This window comes from Pseudomonas sp. HS6-2 (assembly GCF_049325675.2).
Taxonomy (GTDB): domain Bacteria; phylum Pseudomonadota; class Gammaproteobacteria; order Pseudomonadales; family Pseudomonadaceae; genus Aquipseudomonas; species Aquipseudomonas putida_N.
In genome coordinates this window covers 5,634,765-5,653,413 of sequence record NZ_CM143906.1, presented here as the reverse complement: position 1 = coordinate 5,653,413, position 18,649 = coordinate 5,634,765, and the positions used below count along the sequence as shown (strand labels likewise).

At 57.0% G+C, this 18,649-nt stretch carries 16 protein-coding genes and 1 pseudogene; 15 read left to right on the top strand and 2 right to left on the bottom strand.

Annotation, left to right across the window (positions count from 1 at the left end; all coding sequences use genetic code 11):
• Nucleotides 1–49: 49 nt before the first annotated feature.
• Nucleotides 50–1,255, top strand: coding sequence for an RtcB family protein (locus tag ACOKS3_RS26460; protein WP_103448806.1), 1,206 nt, complete (start codon nt 50–52; stop codon nt 1,253–1,255).
• A pseudogene (locus ACOKS3_RS26455) lies at nt 1,240–1,374 on the top strand (DUF3077 domain-containing protein); the annotation flags it as partial. The gene ACOKS3_RS26460 and the pseudogene ACOKS3_RS26455, both read left to right, overlap by 16 nt.
• Nucleotides 1,375–1,584: 210 nt before the next feature.
• Here ACOKS3_RS26455 and ACOKS3_RS26450 read toward each other — a convergent pair.
• Nucleotides 1,585–2,259 carry a hypothetical protein gene (locus tag ACOKS3_RS26450; protein WP_017736617.1) on the bottom strand — a complete coding sequence of 225 codons (675 nt, stop codon included), beginning with the start codon at nt 2,257–2,259 and terminating at the stop codon, nt 1,585–1,587.
• A 237-nt stretch (nt 2,260–2,496) separates the two neighbouring features.
• Between ACOKS3_RS26450 and ACOKS3_RS26445 the strand changes: the two genes are divergently transcribed.
• The 4 genes from ACOKS3_RS26445 (at nt 2,497) to ACOKS3_RS26430 (ending at nt 6,569) form a co-directional block, all read left to right on the top strand.
• On the top strand, nt 2,497–3,783 hold the full coding sequence (locus tag ACOKS3_RS26445; protein ID WP_017736616.1) for a hypothetical protein: 1,287 nt from the start codon (nt 2,497–2,499) through the stop codon (nt 3,781–3,783).
• 68 nt (nt 3,784–3,851) lie between these two features.
• Entirely contained in the window at nt 3,852–4,082 is a 231-nt protein-coding gene (locus ACOKS3_RS26440; protein WP_017736615.1) for a helix-turn-helix transcriptional regulator, read from the top strand.
• Between the two features lie 332 nt (nt 4,083–4,414).
• On the top strand, nt 4,415–5,380 hold the full coding sequence (locus ACOKS3_RS26435; protein WP_017736614.1) for a YagK/YfjJ domain-containing protein: 966 nt from the start codon (nt 4,415–4,417) through the stop codon (nt 5,378–5,380).
• A gap of 178 nt (nt 5,381–5,558) precedes the next feature.
• Nucleotides 5,559–6,569: a hypothetical protein gene (locus ACOKS3_RS26430; protein ID WP_156796360.1), complete on the top strand. Its 1,011-nt coding sequence runs from the start codon at nt 5,559–5,561 to the stop codon at nt 6,567–6,569.
• Here the strand turns inward: ACOKS3_RS26430 and ACOKS3_RS26425 are convergent.
• Entirely contained in the window at nt 6,497–7,228 is a 732-nt protein-coding gene (locus ACOKS3_RS26425; protein ID WP_231980899.1) for a GntR family transcriptional regulator, read from the bottom strand. The genes ACOKS3_RS26430 and ACOKS3_RS26425 overlap by 73 nt on opposite strands.
• Nucleotides 7,229–7,702: 474 nt before the next feature.
• On the opposite strand from ACOKS3_RS26425, the gene ACOKS3_RS26420 reads away from it, so the two are divergent.
• From ACOKS3_RS26420 to ACOKS3_RS26380, 9 genes are all read left to right on the top strand, one after another.
• Nucleotides 7,703–9,298 (top strand): ABC transporter substrate-binding protein, encoded by a 1,596-nt coding sequence (locus ACOKS3_RS26420; RefSeq protein ID WP_019751968.1) that lies wholly within the window; start codon nt 7,703–7,705, stop codon nt 9,296–9,298.
• 67 nt (nt 9,299–9,365) lie between these two features.
• Nucleotides 9,366–10,406 carry an ABC transporter permease gene (locus tag ACOKS3_RS26415; RefSeq protein ID WP_017736610.1) on the top strand — a complete coding sequence of 347 codons (1,041 nt, stop codon included), beginning with the start codon at nt 9,366–9,368 and terminating at the stop codon, nt 10,404–10,406.
• Entirely contained in the window at nt 10,403–11,248 is an 846-nt protein-coding gene (locus ACOKS3_RS26410) for an ABC transporter permease (protein WP_019818817.1), read from the top strand. Before ACOKS3_RS26415 ends, ACOKS3_RS26410 begins: the two co-directional genes overlap by 4 nt.
• Nucleotides 11,245–12,903: an ATP-binding cassette domain-containing protein gene (locus tag ACOKS3_RS26405; RefSeq protein WP_017736608.1), complete on the top strand. Its 1,659-nt coding sequence runs from the start codon at nt 11,245–11,247 to the stop codon at nt 12,901–12,903. Before ACOKS3_RS26410 ends, ACOKS3_RS26405 begins: the two co-directional genes overlap by 4 nt.
• A complete protein-coding gene (locus ACOKS3_RS26400) occupies nt 12,900–13,856 on the top strand; it encodes an NAD-dependent epimerase/dehydratase family protein (RefSeq protein WP_017736607.1) in 957 nt (318 codons plus the stop codon). Before ACOKS3_RS26405 ends, ACOKS3_RS26400 begins: the two co-directional genes overlap by 4 nt.
• Nucleotides 13,853–14,776 (top strand): allantoinase PuuE, encoded by a 924-nt coding sequence (locus tag ACOKS3_RS26395; protein WP_019751963.1) that lies wholly within the window; start codon nt 13,853–13,855, stop codon nt 14,774–14,776. The genes ACOKS3_RS26400 and ACOKS3_RS26395 overlap by 4 nt, the downstream gene beginning before the upstream one ends.
• Nucleotides 14,769–15,530: an SDR family NAD(P)-dependent oxidoreductase gene (locus tag ACOKS3_RS26390; protein WP_017736605.1), complete on the top strand. Its 762-nt coding sequence runs from the start codon at nt 14,769–14,771 to the stop codon at nt 15,528–15,530. The genes ACOKS3_RS26395 and ACOKS3_RS26390 overlap by 8 nt, the downstream gene beginning before the upstream one ends.
• 154 nt (nt 15,531–15,684) lie before the next feature.
• Nucleotides 15,685–17,121: a dihydropyrimidinase gene (gene hydA / locus ACOKS3_RS26385; RefSeq protein ID WP_017736604.1), complete on the top strand. Its 1,437-nt coding sequence runs from the start codon at nt 15,685–15,687 to the stop codon at nt 17,119–17,121.
• The gene (locus tag ACOKS3_RS26380; RefSeq protein WP_019818812.1) at nt 17,118–17,867 is read left to right on the top strand and encodes a fumarylacetoacetate hydrolase family protein; all 750 of its coding nucleotides are present in this window, start codon (nt 17,118–17,120) and stop codon (nt 17,865–17,867) included. The genes hydA and ACOKS3_RS26380 overlap by 4 nt, the downstream gene beginning before the upstream one ends.
• The last annotated feature ends 782 nt before the right edge of the window (nt 17,868–18,649 follow it).

Sequence of the window (18,649 nt, the reverse complement as noted above, 5' to 3'; positions counted from 1 at the left end):
TACGACCTTCGGCGGTATCATGCAGGCATGGCTCAACAGGAACAGCTCCATGGACATTCTCCAGGTCGCCGGTGGCAAGCCGGTCAAACTGTGGACCGACGGCGTGCCGGTCGAAGACGACGCCCGCCGGCAACTGCTCAATACGGCGAAGATGCCGTTCATCTTCAAGCACCTGGCGGTGATGCCGGATGTGCACCTGGGCAAGGGCTCGACCATTGGCAGCGTGATCCCCACGGTCGGCGCGATCATCCCCGCCGCGGTGGGCGTCGACATTGGCTGCGGCATGATCGCCGCGCGTACCTCGCTGCACGCGCGTGACCTGCCGGACAACCTGCACGGCCTGCGCAGCGCCATCGAGCAGGCGGTACCCCACGGCAAGACCTTCGGCAAACGCGACCAAGGTGCCTGGGAAAAGGTACCGGGCTTGGCAGACAAAGCCTGGGGCCAGCTCGCCGGGCGTTTCAAGGCCATTACCGACAAGTACCCGCGCCTGGAAAAGACCAACAGTCGCCACCACCTGGGCACCCTGGGCGGCGGCAACCACTTCATCGAAGTGTGCCTGGACGAGGCCGACCGGGTGTGGTTCATGCTGCACAGCGGCTCGCGCGGTGTCGGCAATGCCATCGGCAACCTGTTCATCGAACTGGCCCAGGCCGACATGCGCCAGCACCTGGCCAACCTGCCCGACAAGGACCTGGCCTACTTCAAGGAGGGCAGCCGCCATTTCGCCGACTATGTCGAGGCGGTGGAATGGGCGCAGGACTTTGCCCGGCGCAACCGTGAATTGATGATGCAGGCTGTGGTCGCCACCACCCGCAAGGCCCTGGGCAAACCCTTCGAGGCAAGCCTGGAGGCGGTCAACTGCCACCACAACTATGTGCAGCGCGAGCAGCATTTCGGCCGCGAGGTACTGGTGACGCGCAAGGGCGCGGTTTCGGCGCAGAAGGGGCAGCTGGGCATCATTCCCGGCTCCATGGGGACCAGGAGTTTCATTGTGCGGGGGTTGGGCAACGAGGAGTCGTTCTGCTCCTGCAGCCATGGCGCGGGCAGGGTAATGAGCCGGACCCGGGCCAAGAGCCAATTCACCCTGGAGGATCAGCGGCGGGCGACGGCACATGTGGAGTGTCGCAAGGACAAGGACGTGATCGACGAGATTCCGATGGCGTACAAGGACATCGATGCGGTGATGCGGGCGCAGAGCGAACTGGTGGAGGTGGTGCACACGCTGCGGCAGGTGGTGTGTGTGAAAGGTTGACCTGTACTGGCCTGTTCTTCCAAGGTGAAAACCAGACCCACCCATTGTTCCGCATCGAACCCGGCATCCCCTGCCACGATGCCCGCGAGCTGGCCTCGGAATTGATGGGCTATGTGCGCTTTACACCTTGCTCCATCTGATTGTCCGGAAATTCGGGATAGGAGGTGTAAACCTTTATTCAAGACGGGACAAAGGGCATTAAAAAGCCGGCTTGTGGCCGGTGTTCTTATTAAATATGTTGTTGATTTTAAAATACTTTATTTTTGCTTGTCGTATTGACCCACACTTTGACCCACACTGATGCGAGTTGCTGCCCTGGGAGGCTGATCTCAGATGTTCCTAGGGCTCATCATTTCATGCTTCGCTAGGACGGCCCTGATTGCCTCCTGGATCTCGCGCATTCGCTTCTCGGCAATCCTGTTAGCTTCTGACTCCTGCTCAGCCGAAAGTTCGGGGGTCTGTTCGTTGAGGTATACCTGCCAGCCAGCCAGTCGTCTCAGGCTGGCGTCCAGGTGCTTGGTGGTCACCTCGAGCCTGATCTTGTTCAGCTCCTGCGCAAGCTTGCTTGAGTTGCGGGTGATTGTTTTCTCCAGGGCCTCGCGTCGCTTTCCCTCTTTCTGATCTTGGCTCGACTGCAGGGCGCCTGCGATCAGGCTTTCTATGATCGCTGTTTCGGTGGTGTCAGCATTTTTTGCAAGGATTTTTAGCTTGTCCTTGGTGTTGAGAGGCAGGGTGAAAGAGCACGTTTTTCGCCCGCCTTCCGCCAGTCTATAGCGCCGCTGTCTGATGGAGTTTCTCATCCGTTCAATGAGCTTTACGCCTGCTGCATATTTTTCTAGCTCATGGATCGACTCGGCGAGCGAGTGGTAAAGCATGGGGGGTGTCGGGCTGGGCTTGGCCTTAAGCCCTTCAGGCCATCGCTTCGACAGGTAGCTCGCTGCCCACTCCGCCTCTTTGCGATCGAGTTCATTTAGCCAGCTTGGCGCATTTTCAGTCTCAGCCATCCCCTCTTACCCCTCCCGTTTAGCGGTGCCGGTGCGCCGCACTCGTTCGATTTTTGACGATCGTTAACAGTGAGATTAACAGATCTGTTAATTGGCATACGTCATGCGTGTTTAATGGTAAGGTTAACTCATTCATTACAGGATGTGTTAATCGTCCTGTTACATGAATTATGGTTTGTGGGAAAATAGGGTATAAAGTCTGATCTAATTTGATCATGAAATTTTAGGTTAAGAGCTATGATAGCCTTCTTGAAGATTGATGTTGAGGCTGAATCAAGATTCTTCCTGCAAGCATTTCTATGCATGAATGACTTGAGTCTGGAGGCCCCTTACAAGATCAAGTCGGTAGCGAAGCAGCTCTGCTTGACGGAGAGATTTGTCCGGGACGCATCGCAAGAGTTGGTCAGGGCTAGGCTTCTGAGGGAAAGCAAGCAGGAAGGCGGGGTTGGGCGTCCTGGTGTTGGATACGTTGCCTCGGAGCGCTTGCTTAGAGTGCTCGCCGAAGTAGGCAGAGAATTCACCCACCAAGAGCTAATGCTTCGCCTTTTTCTTGAGCCGGACATTTACGCAGTTGGAGAGGGTGAAACGTCGGCATCGACAGATCAGGAGGAAAAGTCATCCCGCTCCGCTACCCGCAAAGACGGTCGACCTGCTGCCCCTGGTGCCAAGGGGCGGCTGGGGGCTGCCTCCCGGATGTTATTGGCCGCTCTTCTCAGCGAGGCTGACGAGTGCGGTGTCGTGACTGGGCTTGGAGGGCCGAGGCTCAGGGCCATGACTGGACTCGACTCCTTATCGATCAAGCATCAATTGAAGCGTCTTTTGAGCTTGGGGTTCGTTCGTAGCTATGTGCCGGGGCTGTCGAATGGGGTTTTCGTTGGCTCAAAGGTCACGAGCATTTACTACCTGAACCTTGATCACCCACAGCTCCGTGTGAAGCAGAGGCAGCGGGGATTGGTGGTGTACGCAACTCAGGGGCCGAACAAGTACGACATGCTTGAATCGGCAATGCCTACGACAGAGGCACTAAAAGTATTGGGGCCTAGAGCTTTGGATATGCTCTATCACAAGCTGGCAAGCCATACATCCCACCTGCTGACGGCTATTTGGGCGGCCCCTGAGTACGAGCTTGTTGACGTTAAAGCGGCAGTTCTTGAAAGGATTGCTGGTGAGCTGGGTGGGCCACTGACTGTTGGTGCTGATCGGGGTGTGCCTGGCCCATGGGATGGCTTGATGGAAAGCTTCCATGCTGAAGCGTGTAGATGGGCCGAGAGCATCTACAAAGGGCTGCGCCGAATGAAAGTGTGGCAAGGATACAGGCCCCAGCTGGTTAGACTCATCCCTGCTCCAGTCAGAAGCGATGGCTGGAGCATTGTGTCGCTGGTTGTCTATCCAGCCCCCAGAGCCAGCAATACATGTCTTTGGGTATGGGACGTGCGCGGAGGGAGGCTTGACTCGTATGTGCGAGAGGATGCATTGGACCTGGCGCTGCGCTATGAGGTGGCGCTTTTGACCAAGGCACCCTAGGCGAGCTACAGGCCGGTCATTTTTTACCGCCACCGCAGATCCTCTGAGCCATACAGAGGAGCCTGCTCATGCGAATCATGCGATTGAAAGAGGTAATCGATACAACTGGCCTGTCTCGGTCGACCCTGTACAAGTACATCGGGGAAGGCAGGTTCGTTTCCCCGGTCTCGCTAGGCGATAGATCAATTGGATTTGTCGAAAGCGAGGTCTTTGATTGGATTCTGGCCAGGATCGAAGAGCGTGACCTGGCGGAGGAGGCTGCAATGCGTTCCACCAGCCGCCTAAGTGTAGCCAAGTAGAGCCGATCATAAACGCCATGACTCGCTAAGGCTGGTCATGGCGTTTATGCCGTTGGGGGGCAAAGTTCTCAGCTAACTCTCCCAACGTTAAGCGCGGCGAATCTCTCGGCTGGCCGAGCAATGTTGCTCCCATTGCTCGGCCAGCCTGGGGTGGCCGCTGGGGCTTGGATCGGGATCTAGTTATATAGCTCTGGACTATCAATTTATAACCACGCAATAGCCTGAGCTCTAATGGCAGCACGAACTCTAACACCCTGCCTATGGGTTAGGTCATCGGTGAAAAAATACACATCACGTACCTGATATGCCAAAAACTAATCAGGTACACAACCATGACCAAACGAAACACCCACACCAGTCCATCCCGGTCCGATACCTCTATCCGGATTGAGCGTCTCATCAACGCCATCCAGCGTTCAGATAGCCAAGCCTACCGAATCAGATACTCGAAGCATGGTGATGAACTGGTCAGTGAAACCAGGCTGTCAAAGTACTTCGATGGGATCGAGCAGATGATCGCGCTGTTCGAGGGAGATGTGGAGTACCAGTCCAGCTGGCACTTGAGCCTCTTTCAGCAAGCCTGCCAGACCATTGGGGTTGAGCTCAGCCCATGTGGCATTACCTGCTTGAGCGAGGACGGAACACGCTACCTGAGCACCAGCGAGACACTGAACGAACTGACCAAGTGCATCCGTACTCTCCGCACCCAAAAGAGGTTCATGCGTCGGGACGCTGACCAGCGCTACCTGGCTATTCAGCAGGAGATCGAGATCGGTAGCTACGTGGATGCCGTGCTTGATCGCTATGCCCGTACCTGCGTGGTCAGGGTTGATCTGTATTACCGGACAGAGGTCCAAGCGAGGTTGCGTGTGGAGCGCGTATTCGACGACCTGAATCGGTTGATTGCTGAGCGTGAGCGTAACCTGATTTTTGACCATGAAACCGGCTACATCTGCAGCGTTGAGCAAGGCGAGGATCGGGGCTATCACATCCATGCTGCGTTCTTCTTCAACGGTGCTGAAGTGAATGCCGACATCTACAAGGCCCAGCGGATCGGTGAGCTGTGGGAGCGCATTACCCGTGGTCAGGGCTGCTTCAACAACTGCAACCTCGAAAAGGATAAATACCAAGACAGGCTTGGCATTGGCCTGATCCACCGGCGAGACCTGAACGCGCGGGGTAACGTGCATTACGCCATGCGTTACCTGGTCAAGAATGATCAACACCTGCGACTCAAGCCGGTTGGTGCTCGTTGCTTGCGTAAGGGGCAGGCAAAGAAAGGCTTGCGGGGCGACTAATCGGTTCGCTCCCCTGGCGACCATATTGATCACGCAGGTTGGGTCGGTAGTTCAAGCTCGCGCTGGTGATCTGGTGGGTTGCCAGCGTGCTGGACGCTAGCGCGGTGCCTGTGGAGTCCTGGTCGGCCGATGGTTTAGGCTCTGTCCAGGAATCTAAGGCTGCTGTGAGTGCTGTGGGATGACAGAGAAAGGAGAACGATGCCGGCAGCATTACCAGTCGGTGTATGAAAGGAATCAGCCTGCACTCGGCAAAGGCCGTGCTCTTGATGAATCTTTGCATCATTTCTTGGATCAGCGGCCTGCAGGTAAAAACCTCTCTGCACTTGACCGCGCGACTGGCCTGGCTTCAGCACCGTTTTGGCATGATGCGGAGGCGGTCACTCGCTCCGAGCTGGCAAGCCTTGCTCTCAGTCGGGTGCTGCTCTTCGACAATGCAGTCAGTGTCGACCTACTGCTGGAGCTGGCCAGCCATGCCCCAGACACCCTCAGATGGGCAATCCGCTACTCGAAGCTGTTTGAGCGTACTGCTTCGCCGCTATGGCTTGCGCTTCGTGCAGCGCTCGTGGGGGGAGAGTGGCAGATATTCTTCGGTGTCTGTGACCGTTTGCTGGATCAGCTCAAGCCCTTTGATGAGCTGATTGGCAACGCTGAAAAACAGCTTGGGCACTTATCCCTGCTGGAATTGTTTTCCTACCTCAGCGTGCTGGCCTATCAGGCGTTTTCTGAAGACGCTTCCGATGATCGTTCCGGTCAGCAGTGGAAGCTCTACAACCGCATTATCCTGAGGAAACTCCAGGCTTGCCCGGAGGAAGATTTTCGCCTGAACGAGTCACGGCTCGGGCAGTCGCTGAAGCGCCACCTGTCACCGATTATTTTCCCCGAATCGTCCACCGCTGATGCAGCTAGATGTCGTGAAAACCTCGAATGGCTGGCTGTTCTGATTGCGGCAACCCAAGAGCGGATCGACTACGAGGGTTCGATTGACTGGTTCTGCTTCGGTCCGGAGTGCAATTACCAGCTAAAACCGGGTGTCGAAGGAGCGGCAAACACCGTTGTGGGATGGACCTTAATGCTCTGCAAGGAGGGGTTCGGAATATCTTCCCAATTTCGTACCGTTCAACCGAAGATTTCGTCCAGATCCACCTCCTGTTCTTCCCCTATCGAAAGATCCAGCGTGTTCTCGATGTGATTCAGGTGCTCTATCACGAGCCTGACCGCCTCCTCAGTTTCGCCTGACTTGATAGCGTTCACGATCTCAAGATGCTCATGGTTTGGGCATGCCGGCACATTGGGCGCGTCGTACAACAGGATAATCAGACAGGTCAGCGAAGACAGCTCTCGCATAAGTTTCAAAAGTGGGGGACTGCCGACCATTTCTGCGATCCGTAGGTGGAACTCTCCAGACAAGCGAATAACCGCGCGCTTGTCATTGTTTTCCCGAGCAGCGCGCTCTAGGGCCACATGGTCATAGAGTTGAGTGATCTGGTTTTCACCCGCGTGCGCTACGAGCGTCCGAATTAGCGCCGGCTCCAGAATCCTGCGTGCGTTAAATATATGCCGAGCTTCCTCTACAGACGGACTGGCTACGAACGCGCCACGGTTGGGAATCGTGGTGACAACACCTTCATGTGCGAGCCGGGCGAGCACTTCGCGAATGCGGGTGCGGTTGACCTCAAATACGCTGGCAAGCTTCTCCTCCACAAGCTTGGTACCAGGGATGAGCCGGTGTTCCATCACCGCATTCAGGATGCGCTCATAAATGGCGTCGCGTTTCTCGGCTGTTCCAAGAATCTGGCCAGTAGTGCGGGCTTTGCGAGGACGTGCTGTGGGTGAGTCGTCGATGAGCATGGGTGCCGTCTGCATGGTTTGTTACCAAAGAATTAGCGATTGTCACAGAATTACCCGGGATTGTTCAAATGTGCACCTCGAATGACCACGAATCATGGGTGCGCACCGAGAGTGAGCAAGAACTCGGCCAGGGTTGGTTGGTGCTTGACTGGCTGTTGGCTTACCCCGTTGCACATCGTGAAGTTCCTGATTTCGGGGCCTGTAAGACTATTGTCATTGACGTTCAAACCGGGAGCGAAGTTTTGTCACACCGATGGCACAGGGATTGCTATGTGATTGTCACAATTTCAAATTGTTTAGCAACAATCTTGGGGCTGCATGTCAGCTATCGATTCTCTCACTGCCCAAGCCATAGACAGCCATTCTAGAGCGGGGGGGGTGAGCCATAAGTTTATTGGCATCACGTCTTCGTATTTGAGAAGGGCTTACTCAATCACCTCCAACCAAGAATCCTATCCTATGAATACGAAAATAATGCGGTTCCTTCTGAGGCCCGCTGCGCAGGCGCTGGCAGTCGTTTCGCTACTTGGTGGGGCTGTTGCTCCGAATGCATTTGCCCAGAATGCGAGCGCCATCCTGGTGGTTGCAGGCCCTCGCACGCCTGAGTCGCTCGATCAGGAATATCCGCCGACCGAAGCCACCCACGAAGCCAAGCGCAACATCTACGAGCGCCTGCTGGCCTACGACACCAAGGTCGTCGACGGTGTGCAGGTGGAAAACTTCGACAAGCTGGTGGGGGCGCTGGCTGAAAGCTGGACGGTGGCAGACGACAAAACCTCGATCACCTTTCATTTGCGCAGTGGCGTCAAGAGCGCAGCGGGCAACACCCTGTCCGCCGACGATGTGATGTGGTCGTTCGAAAGGGGCTGGAACAAGAACGCGAATTTCCGCTGGTACATGAGCCAGATCCTCGGCATCAAATCCTTTGAAGAAGCGTTCAAGAAGCAGGATGAAATGACCGTCACGGTCACCTTGCCCAAGACCTCTCCGCTGATCGAGCGAATCTGGGTCAACAATGACCTCGGCATTCTGGACGCCACTGCTGCCCGCAAGAACGTCACCAGTGACGACCCTTACGCATCCAGTTGGCTGGCCACTCACTCGGCCTCGTTCGCGCCCTATCAGGTGACGAAATTCCAGTCAGGCCAGGAGGTGGTGTACGAAGCCAACCCGAATTATTACCGGGGCGTGCCGCGTCTTTCGAAAATCATATTCCGCGAAATGCCGACATCGGCCAACCGCCTGGCAGCACTGCAAGCTGGGGCCGTGGATGTAGCCGAATGGCTTTCGCCACGTGAGCTGGCGATGCTGGAGAAGAATCCTCAGCTGAAGATTTGGCAGGTGTTTGGCAACTACATTCACCGCGTTGAAATGAACAACACCACACCTCCGTTCGATAACCCCAAGGTTCGCCAGGCGTTGAATTATCTGGTGCCGCGCGAAGATATTCTGAAGGCGGTGTATTACGGCAAGGCACGGGCAACCAAGAGCCCGATCTCTGAAATCTATCCGTCCTATACCGATGAATATTTCACGTACACCCAGGATGTGGAGAAGGCCAAGGCACTGTTGAAAGAGGCGGGCCAGGAATCGGGCTTCAAAACCCAGCTTGGCTACCGTACCGGTGATCAGATCGAGGAAGAGATTGCCGTCATCCTCAAGACCGCGTTCGCCCGCGCCAACGTTGACGTGGAACTGGTGAAGTTGCCCGCCTCGACGCTGGTGGAGAAGTACTCCAAGGGCACGATCCCCATGTATTTCTTCCGCGACATGGCCATTGTCCCCGATGCGGCTTATGTGGCGAATCTCTGGCTTAACAGCGCCTCACTTATCAACTACCCGAAATTCAACAATGCCGAAGTCGACAAGCTGATCAACGACGCGTTGTCGAGCACGGACGAGGCGGCGAGGGATGCTGGCATGAAGCGCGTCCAGCAAATTGTTGTGGACGAGGCGCCTTGGGTGTTTTTGATGAATCCAGGCTACCAACTGGCCACCCGCGCCAATGTCGCTGGTTTCAGTTGGTACACGCCCAACAGCAACAGTTGGTACGACCTCTACAAGAAATAAGTAGAGCCAGCAGCGGGGTGGTGCTTTGCCCCGCTAGCTGCGCAAGACTACTTGCAAGGAAACCAGTATGAGACTTAGCAATTCATTGCGGTCGCTGCCTCGCCCACTACGTATCGTACTGGCCAGGCTGACTATTCTTGTTCCGCAGATGTTTGGCGTGCTGCTTGCCACGTTTCTGCTGATTCGTTTACTGCCTGGTGACCCGGCCCTGCTGATGCTAGGCAATATGGCCACGCCCGAGCAGATTCTGAGCCTGCGCGAGCGGCTGGGCCTCAACGGCAGCATCTGGTCGCAGTTCACGAGCTACCTTTCAACGGTCGTTCACGGTGACCTGGGAACGTCGATGTTCACCTCCAACCCTGTGGCCGTTGATTTGCTCGACCGGGTGCCGGCAACGCTCGAGCTGATTACCTACGCAATGATTCTGACGATCATGGTGAGCGTGGTGCTTGCGGTTGTTGCAGTGACCAAGCCCAACGGAATGATCAATCGGTTCAGCAAGGTCTACGGCCTGGCGGCGGGCGCGGTGCCTGACTTCTGGGTGGGTCTGCTGCTCATCTACTTTCTGTTCAATGTCGCCGGCATTGCTCCCGCACCGTTCGGCAGGCTGGACCCGATACTCACTGCGCCGCCAGCCGTTACCGGGTTTCTGACCATAGACACGTTGCTTGCCGGTGATACCGCCGCATTCGCCTCGGCTGTCGGCCGCCTGTGGTTGCCGGTGCTTACGCTGACCATCGTCAACGCCGGCGCGTTGATGAAGATGACCCAGATTGTTTTCGCCGATAACTACCGCAGCGAGTTCATTCGTCATGCACGGGCGAGCGGTCTTTCTGAATGGCAGTTGGTTCGGATCGCGATGCGCAACAGCCTGCCACCGATCATCACCATGGTCGGTTTTCTCTTCGGTTTTCTGCTGGGCGCGGCGGTTCTGGTTGAAACGATTTTCGCCTGGGGCGGCCTCGGCCAGTACGCGGTATCCGCTGTCATGAACAGCGATTACCCCGCGTTACAGGGATTTGTGCTGGTCGCTGCCGCTTTCATTCTCATCGTTTACACCGTCGTAGATGTTCTGTACGGCATTGCTGATCCGAGGATTGAAGTATGAGACCGCTATCTGCACAGCGTAGCGTTGCCGGCAAGGCAACCTTGATCATCGGCCTGGTGCTGCTGGCTATTCAGTTTGTGGCGATCATCTTTGCGCCATGGATTGCCCCTTACTCGCCGGAAACCGCTGATCCGATAAATGCACTGCAAGAGCCATCGTTGATTCATTTTTTCGGCACCGATGTGTCCGGCATGGACATTTTTTCCCGTGTCATTTTCGCGACCCGAATCAACCTTCTGATCAGCGTGACCGCCGTGGCCATCGCCTTTGTCATTGGCGTTCCACTCGGGCTCGCCATTGGCTACTACAAAGGCTGGGGCAGCTCCCTGGCGATGCGTTTTTTTGACTTTATCCAGTCATTTCCTGTGTTTGTGCTGGGCATGGTGCTGGTGTCCGTCATGGGCCAGGAAATATGGAACGTTGCCATTGTGCTGGCCGTACTTTTCACACCGGTCTTCGCCCGGCTGATCCGGGCTGAAGTCTTGTCGCTGCGTGATCGTCCGTTTATTGCCGCGGCCAGATGCAGTGGTGCCACGGACAGCGCAATCATGTTCCAGCACATCCTGCCAAATGCGTTGACGCCTGCCATCGTGCAGATATCCATCAGCATCGGCATGGCCATTCTGCTGACGGCGGGCCTGTCCTTCGTCGGTGCCGGCGTGCGCATGCCTACTCCGGAATGGGGTCTGATGGTCAGCAACGGCGCGCAGCAAATGATCCTGGGTATCTGGTGGGTCGCGCTGTTTCCAGGGCTCGCCATCGTTTTTTCAGTACTGACGTTTGCGCTTCTCGGAGACGCGGCCAAGCAACTGTTCGACCCGCAGACAAGGAGCTCCTCATGACAAACACCAACGAACCCTTACTTGAGGTACGCAACATCAGCGTCGGGTTTTCGGACCGATCAATGCCGCCTGCCTTACAGGAAGTGAGTTTCTCGCTGAAGAAGGGGGAGATTCTCGGCATTGTTGGTGAGACAGGTGCAGGAAAGTCGCTTCTTGCGCGCGCCATTATCGACATGCTGCCAGGCGACGGATGCATTGTTGACGGCGAGATACGGGTCAACGGGCACGCGATTTCCACGATGACACCGCAGCAAAGACGCGGCTATCGAGGCGGCGAGGTTGCGCTGATCGGAACCAACGCTAAATCGTTGCTGGACCCGGTAGTGAAGGTGGGCGAGCAAATCGCCAGAGTTCTTCGGGCCCATCGAGGGATCAACAAAAAAGACGCATGGCAGGAGTCAATTCGCCTGTTTGAGCAAGTCGGAATTGTGAACCCTGAGAAAAGGGCGCACGCCTACCCGCATGAGCTTTCCGGTGGTATGGCGCAGCGGGTGGTAATCGCCATGGCGTTGATCGCACAACCGAAAATTCTGCTCGCCGATGATGCGACCCTGGGGCTTGATGCAACGATCCAACTGCAGGTGCTGGACCTGCTAGTGGAAAAAGGGCGTGAGCTTGGGCTGGCGGTTGTTCTGATTACCCATGACCTCGGCATGGTGGCCAGCTACTGCGATCGGGTCGGCATCATGAAAGCCGGGCGTTTGGTGGAGCTCACCACCATCCGCTCTTTTCTTAACGATGGTCCTCAGCATCCCTATAGCCGGGAGTTGCTGGAGGCAGCCCGTGTACGTCCGTTGCCGATGGATGGCCAGCCGGCACAACCCGGCGCCGAGGCTGCACCGCTGCTAGAGGTCACGAACCTGGTGAAGTTGTTCCATGTGGAGGGCTCCACTGAGCCGGTTCGCGCGGTAGACCATGTGTCGCTGACCATCCGCAAAGGGGAGACCTTGGCCCTGGTTGGGGAAAGCGGATCCGGCAAAACCACGACCGGCCAATGCCTGGTTCGTTTACTGCAATCGGACTCGGGCTCGATCCGGTTCGATGGCCAGGAAACACTGACCCTCTCTGATAAGCAGTTCAGAAACGTGCGCCGGCGGATGCAGATGGTGTTCCAGGAGCCTTATGTGGCGCTTAACCCCAGGTGGCGGGTGCGCGATCTCGTTGCCGAGCCTCTCAAGTTGGGCGCACCGCTGACCCGCGCGGCCAAACAGGCGCGGGTTTTGGAGTTGCTCGATCTGGTTGGCATATCCAGGGCCAAGGCAGATGTTTACCCCCATGAGCTGACGGCCGGCGAGCAGAAGCGCGTAGGCGTGGCCAGGGCCTTGGCGGTCAATCCTGATTTTGTGATTTTCGATGAGCCGACAACGGCACTCGACATTCGGGTTCGAGCGCAGATCATCGACCTTGTGCGGGATTTGCAAAAGCGTATGGGGCTGTCGGCGCTGTTCATTACCCATGATTTGAACTCAGTCCGGTCATTGGCGCATTACGTTGCCGTGATGCGCCACGGCAAGATCATCGAGCAAGGCCCGACGGAGGAGATTTTTGCCAATCCGAAGGAGGCCTATACCCGCAAGCTGCTCGAGGCCGAACTGCCTATCGAGGTCCGAGAAGAGGCGCCAATGCGCGCCCCACAGGCGGAGCTGCGCGCATGAGTTTCGATCAATCGATAAGCAAACCGGTATTGGTCACCGGAGCGGCAGGGTTGGTAGGTCGCCAGGTGGTGCGTCGTCTGGTCGAGCAGGGCCGACCGGTGCTGGCACTGGATCGGCTCGCCTCGGTCACCCAGGAGGGGGTCAAGATCACAGCGTGCGACCTTGGCGATATCCATCGCCTGCATGCCATCGCTCTGGATGGAGTCGATTCCATCATTCATTGCGGTGCGTTTTCCGGGCCAATGGTGGCGCGTGATGCGCCGTATTCGATGGTGCAAGTGAACATTGTCGGTACCGCCAACGTACTTGAGTTGGCGCGTGTTCACGCTGTTCGGCGCTTTGTGTATTGCTCCTCGACCAGTGCTTATGGGGTGGTCGAGTCGGGTCCCGCTTACGAAGACGTTTTACTCAAGCCAGGCAGCCTCTACGGTGCCAGCAAGGTTTCTTCCGAGTACATCACCACGGCCTACGCCGAACAGTATGGGCTGTCTGCGGCGAGTGTTCGACTGTCCTGGGTCTACGGCCCGGGGAGAACCACTGACTGTGTGATTCGTAAGATGATTGAAGATGCCTTGGCCAGGCGCGCCACCCGAATGTCTTTCGGAGCGGACTTCCCCAGGCAATTCATTCACGTTGAAGACGCCGTTCAGGGCTTGCTTTGTGCGCTGGATGCCCCCGTGCTGCCACGCACCACCTACAACGTCACCGGCGACACCCGTGTAACGCTTGAAGAGATCGCGCAGGTCGTGCGCACTATCTTTCCCGGTGCCGATATCGCCCTTGAGCCGGGCGCGGATCCTGTCGATGAATTCCAGCAGAAATTCAGTATTGATGCGGCGCGCCGTGACCTGGGTTACGTGCCAAAAATATCCCTTGATGACGGCATTCAAGCGTACGCGCGCTGGCTGGAATCGACTCACCTTCCTCATAGTTTCGAGGTGCAGAAAGCATGAGTGATCTTCAACGAGATTTTGTCGGCTATGGCCGTAATCCTCCTGATCCTAAATGGCCCGGGGGCGCCCGACTCGCACTGAATTTCGTCATGAACTATGAGGAAGGCTCGGAGCCGTCCATTCAGGACGGCGAGGACAGTAGCGAAACGTGGTTCACCGAAAGCAGCGGCCTCAATACCGGTGTAAAGGGCCGGGATCTGGCCGCTGAAGGGCTATTCGAATATGGCAGCCGAGTGGGTTTCTGGCGGGTGATGCGCCTGTTCCAGGAGCGTTCCCTGCCAGCGACCATCTATGGCTGCGCGCTCGCCCTGGAGCGTAATCCGGATGCCTGTGAAGCCATCCGCGAATCGGGCTTCGATGTGTGCTCCCACGGCTGGCGGTGGATCCAGCACTACCAGCTCAGCGAGGAACAGGAGCGCGAGCACATCCGTAAAGCGGTGGAATCCCTTGAGCGTACAACGGGCGTTCGGCCCCAGGGTTGGTATTGCCGCTACTCCCCGAGCGTCAACACCCGTCGGCTGCTGGTCGAGGAGGGCGGGTTCACCTACGACTCGGATTACTACGGGGACGAGTTACCGTTCTGGACCCAGGTAAGCGGCAAACCTCACCTGATCATCCCGTATTCGTTGACCAACAACGACGGACAGTTCGCGGCTGGCGTCAGTACCGGAAGCCAATGGTTCAGCTTCCTCAAAGATGCGTTCGACATGCTCTACAAGGAAGGAGAAACCCAACCCAAGATGATGTCGGTCGGTCTGCACCTGCGCTTGGTGGGGCATCCGGCCCGGGCAGCTGCATTGGAGCGATTCCTCGATTACGTTTTGAGTTTCCCTGACGTATGGATCACTCGACGCATCGATATTGCCAACCACTGGCAGAGCGTCCATCCCGCTCGAACACTGGGAGTCGGTCATGAGTAACGTGTTTGATCTTTCGGGCCGCAAGGCTGTTATCACCGGCGCAAGCAGGGGAATCGGTGCGGCGATTGCGCAATTGTTTCTGGAGCATGGTGCAGAAGTTGCCATTTGCCATGTGGCAGATCATCAGAATGCCGAGGCGTTCCAGAATCGCGTGCGCTCGCGAGGCCTTGAACTACACGCCAGCGAATGCGACGTCTCTGATCCAGCGGCGGTAAACCGTTTCTGCACCTGGGCGCAGGAGCGTTTGGGGCAGGTCGACATCGTGGTCAATTCGGCCGGTGTGGGTGGCGGCGACCGTCCATTTGCCATGACCGATGATCAGGATTGGGATCGTATCATCGGGATAAATCTGCGCGGGACGATGCTGGTCACTCGCGCCTTTTTCGCCGGGATGCTCGAACGCCAGTATGGCCGCGTCATCAACGTTGCTTCACAACTGGCATACAAGGGCGCGCCAGGGCTGGCGCATTACTGTGCGGCGAAGGCCGGGGTGGTGGGGTTTACCCGAGCACTGGCTTATGAGGGTGCGCCACACAATGTGATGGTCAACGCGATTGCGCCGGGGCCGGTCGATACCGACTTGTTGCGCAATCACAGCGCGCAATGGCTTGAGGCCAAGAAAGCACAGTTGCCGGTGGGGCGCTTCGGCCAGGTAGATGAAATCGCACCTACCGCTTTGCTCCTGGCTTCGAGCGCTGGCGCATTTTATGCCGGGCAAACACTGTCCCCCAATGGCGGCGATGTAATGCTCTGACTACGTAATGCGCGCGCGAGGCATGGCATTCGAGCGACGCAATGTGAACCCGTGATTCCAGATACCACCCGTAGGTTCGAACGCTTCGAGCAGCCGGGCGTGGCTTGCTACGCCCGGAATAACGGTGGCTGGCTCCTGCTTGAAAGAGGTTGATATGCAAATTCTGGACACTGTTATCCGTAATGCCCGCGTGGTTACAGCCGCTGACATTTTTACCTGCGACATCGGCATTCGTGATGGACAAATTGTTTCACTGGCGACTGACTTGCCCACTGGATTGAAAGAGATTGACGCGGCGGGGCGGCACGTTACGCCGGGGGGCGTCGATAGCCATGTGCACCTGGATCAGCCGACCGGCGACGGTTCTGTCATGGCGGACGACTTCTACAGTGGCACCGTATCTGCCGCCTGCGGTGGCACTACCACGGTCATTCCCTTTGCCAGCCAGCAGAAAGGCGAGAGTTTGCGTGCCGCTGTCGAGGACTACCATCGGCGAGTTGGCGACAAGCCGGTGATCGATTACGCATTCCACCTTATCGTGACTGACCCCACGCCTGATGTGCTGCAACGGGAGTTGCCCGCTCTGATTGCCGAGGGCTATACCTCGTTCAAGATCTACATGACCTACGACGCGTTGAAGCTCGGTGACCGGGAAATTCTCGAGACGCTGTCGGTGGCACGTCGGGAAGGAGCCATGGTGATGTTGCATGCCGAGAACAGCGATTGCATCGCCTGGCTTACCGAGCGCCTGCTGGCTGCAGGCCTGGACGCGCCCCGTTATCACGCCACCTCCCGGCCCATGCTGGTTGAGCGTGAGGCCACGCATCGAGCGATTGCATTGGCCGAGTTGGTGGATGTGCCAATTCTGATCGTCCATGTGTCTGGTCGTGACGCAGTCGAGCAGATTCGCTGGGCGCAGAGCAAAGGCCTGAAGGTCTACGCCGAGACCTGTCCTCAGTATCTGTTCCTGACGGCGGCTTCGCTCGGATGCGACGACAGCTTTGAAGGCGCGAAATGCATCTGCAGCCCACCACCGCGCGATCCTGCCAACCAGCAGGTCATCTGGGACGGCCTGGAAAATGGTTCATTCGAGGTGTTTTCATCGGACCATGCGCCGTTCCGGTACGAAGGCCACGACGGTAAAAAAGCCCATGGTGAAAGCCCGACGTTTGAACAAGTCGCCAATGGTATTCCTGGGATCGAAACGCGAATGGCGCTTCTCTGGTCCGAAGGTGTTCGCAAAGGCCGGATTACCCCGCAGAGTTTCGTCGCACTCACATCCACCAATGCCGCAAAAATGTATGGTTTGTACCCACGCAAAGGCAGCGTCGCAATTGGCGCCGATGCTGACCTGGTCATCTGGAACGAAGGTGAGCCAGTACGCATTACCAACGAAATGCTGCACCACAATGTGGATTACACCCCCTATGAAGGTATGCAGTTGAGTGCATGGCCGGCCATAACGCTGGCACGAGGAGAGGTCGTTTGGGACGGCGAACCAAGAGGCGCCGCGGGCCGCGGGAAGTTTTTACCGTGCCAGAAGCCTGCTCCCGCTCAAACTCGTCGTCGCCCGCATGAACTGCCGCTATGAACGGCGCGACCCAGGTAGCGGCGGCATTGGTCCAAGCATGGCGACAGCGGCGTAATGTGCCATATGACGGGCTTGGTTTGCTGACTGAAGCCGATGCTTACCAGGTTCAGGAACTTGTCGCCGCCGAGCTTGGCTGGTTCGGTGACTCGTCGGAGACTGCGTGGAAGCTTGGCGGCAGCCCTGGAAGGCTGGTCAGCACTGCGCGCGTGCCGAGCCACTCCATTCATTTATCGGGTTGGGCGGTCCCTGAGGGCTATTGCAGCCGTTTCGGCATCGAAGGTGAGCTGATCGTGCGACTTGGGCGAGATGTCGATGGCGATTCCGATCATGCAGCAGCCTATGAAGCGATTGATGCATGGCATGTCGGGATCGAGCTGTGTGATACCCGCTTTCAACAGGGAGAGCAGGCGCATCCCTTGCTTCGCCTGGCTGATCAGCAACTCAACCGCGCATTGGTGCTGGGCGAAGCGACTCAGCCTCCGGCAAACTGGTCGCAGCAGGCAGTCGAGGTCTGGGTGGATGGGCGGCTGCAGATAGTTGATGTTGGAAGCCATCCCTTCACTGATCCACTGGCCTCGCTGCCGTGGTTGGCGAGGCATGCTGCATCGCAGAACCGGCCCTTGAGGGCTGGTGATCTGATCGCCACAGGAAGCTGGACAGGCCTTTTTTGGGCCCCGCCAGTCGCAAATGTGAAAATTAAATTTCCAGAATTAGGAGAGGTATTGCTCTCAACAGGACCCGCTTAGAGGCGACTTGAAGCTGCCACCCGCCCTGAGAGCGTTGAAACATGGCGTTTATGGAATGCGAGGAGTTATGGCGAACCGCGCAATCTGATGGCGATGCTGCGCGAGAGGTTCTGAAGGTAAAGGGTAAGCCAGCCTCTGGTTTCCGACAGTTCAATTCTGTCGGCGTGGGAAAAAACGCCCCGACAAAACCCTAAAACAGGGACTCAGATAGCTGAGTCTTTGCAGGAAATGGCTGATTAGTCGGTGCGCATCAAGCCGAATTTTCTGGAATCAACGATAACGCCCCCGGGCAGCTACTTCGTTCGTAGCTGAAGCTCTCAATCTGATGCTTGGCAGACGGCTTCCAGATTTACCTCATCAGGGCCTAGCACATAGGCCGCGTAATATCCGGCGTGGTAATGGGACCTGATTCCTGGCGCTCCGTTGTCTTGACCCCCAGCGACCAGCCCGGCCGTATGGAACGCGTCGACTGCCTCATGACTCTGGGCGATCAAAGCTATATGCGCCCCGATGCTAGGGGAGGTGGTGGCATGCACCCAGAGAAATGGCTTGCCAGAAGAGCCGAAGCCCAATCTCCGAGGAGCTGATTGCGGAGGGGGGCTTCTATGCTCGCGAGGAGGGTAATCCCCAGCGGCTTCAGCGCTTGTTCGTAGAAGGCGCGAGCATGTGAAATGTCCGAAACACCAATACCCAGATGATCGATTAACGAACCAGAAAATTCATCCATCAGAGTGTCCTAAGGAAGTTGAAGTTAGGTAGGTCAAGCTCACATTGGCCGCGGG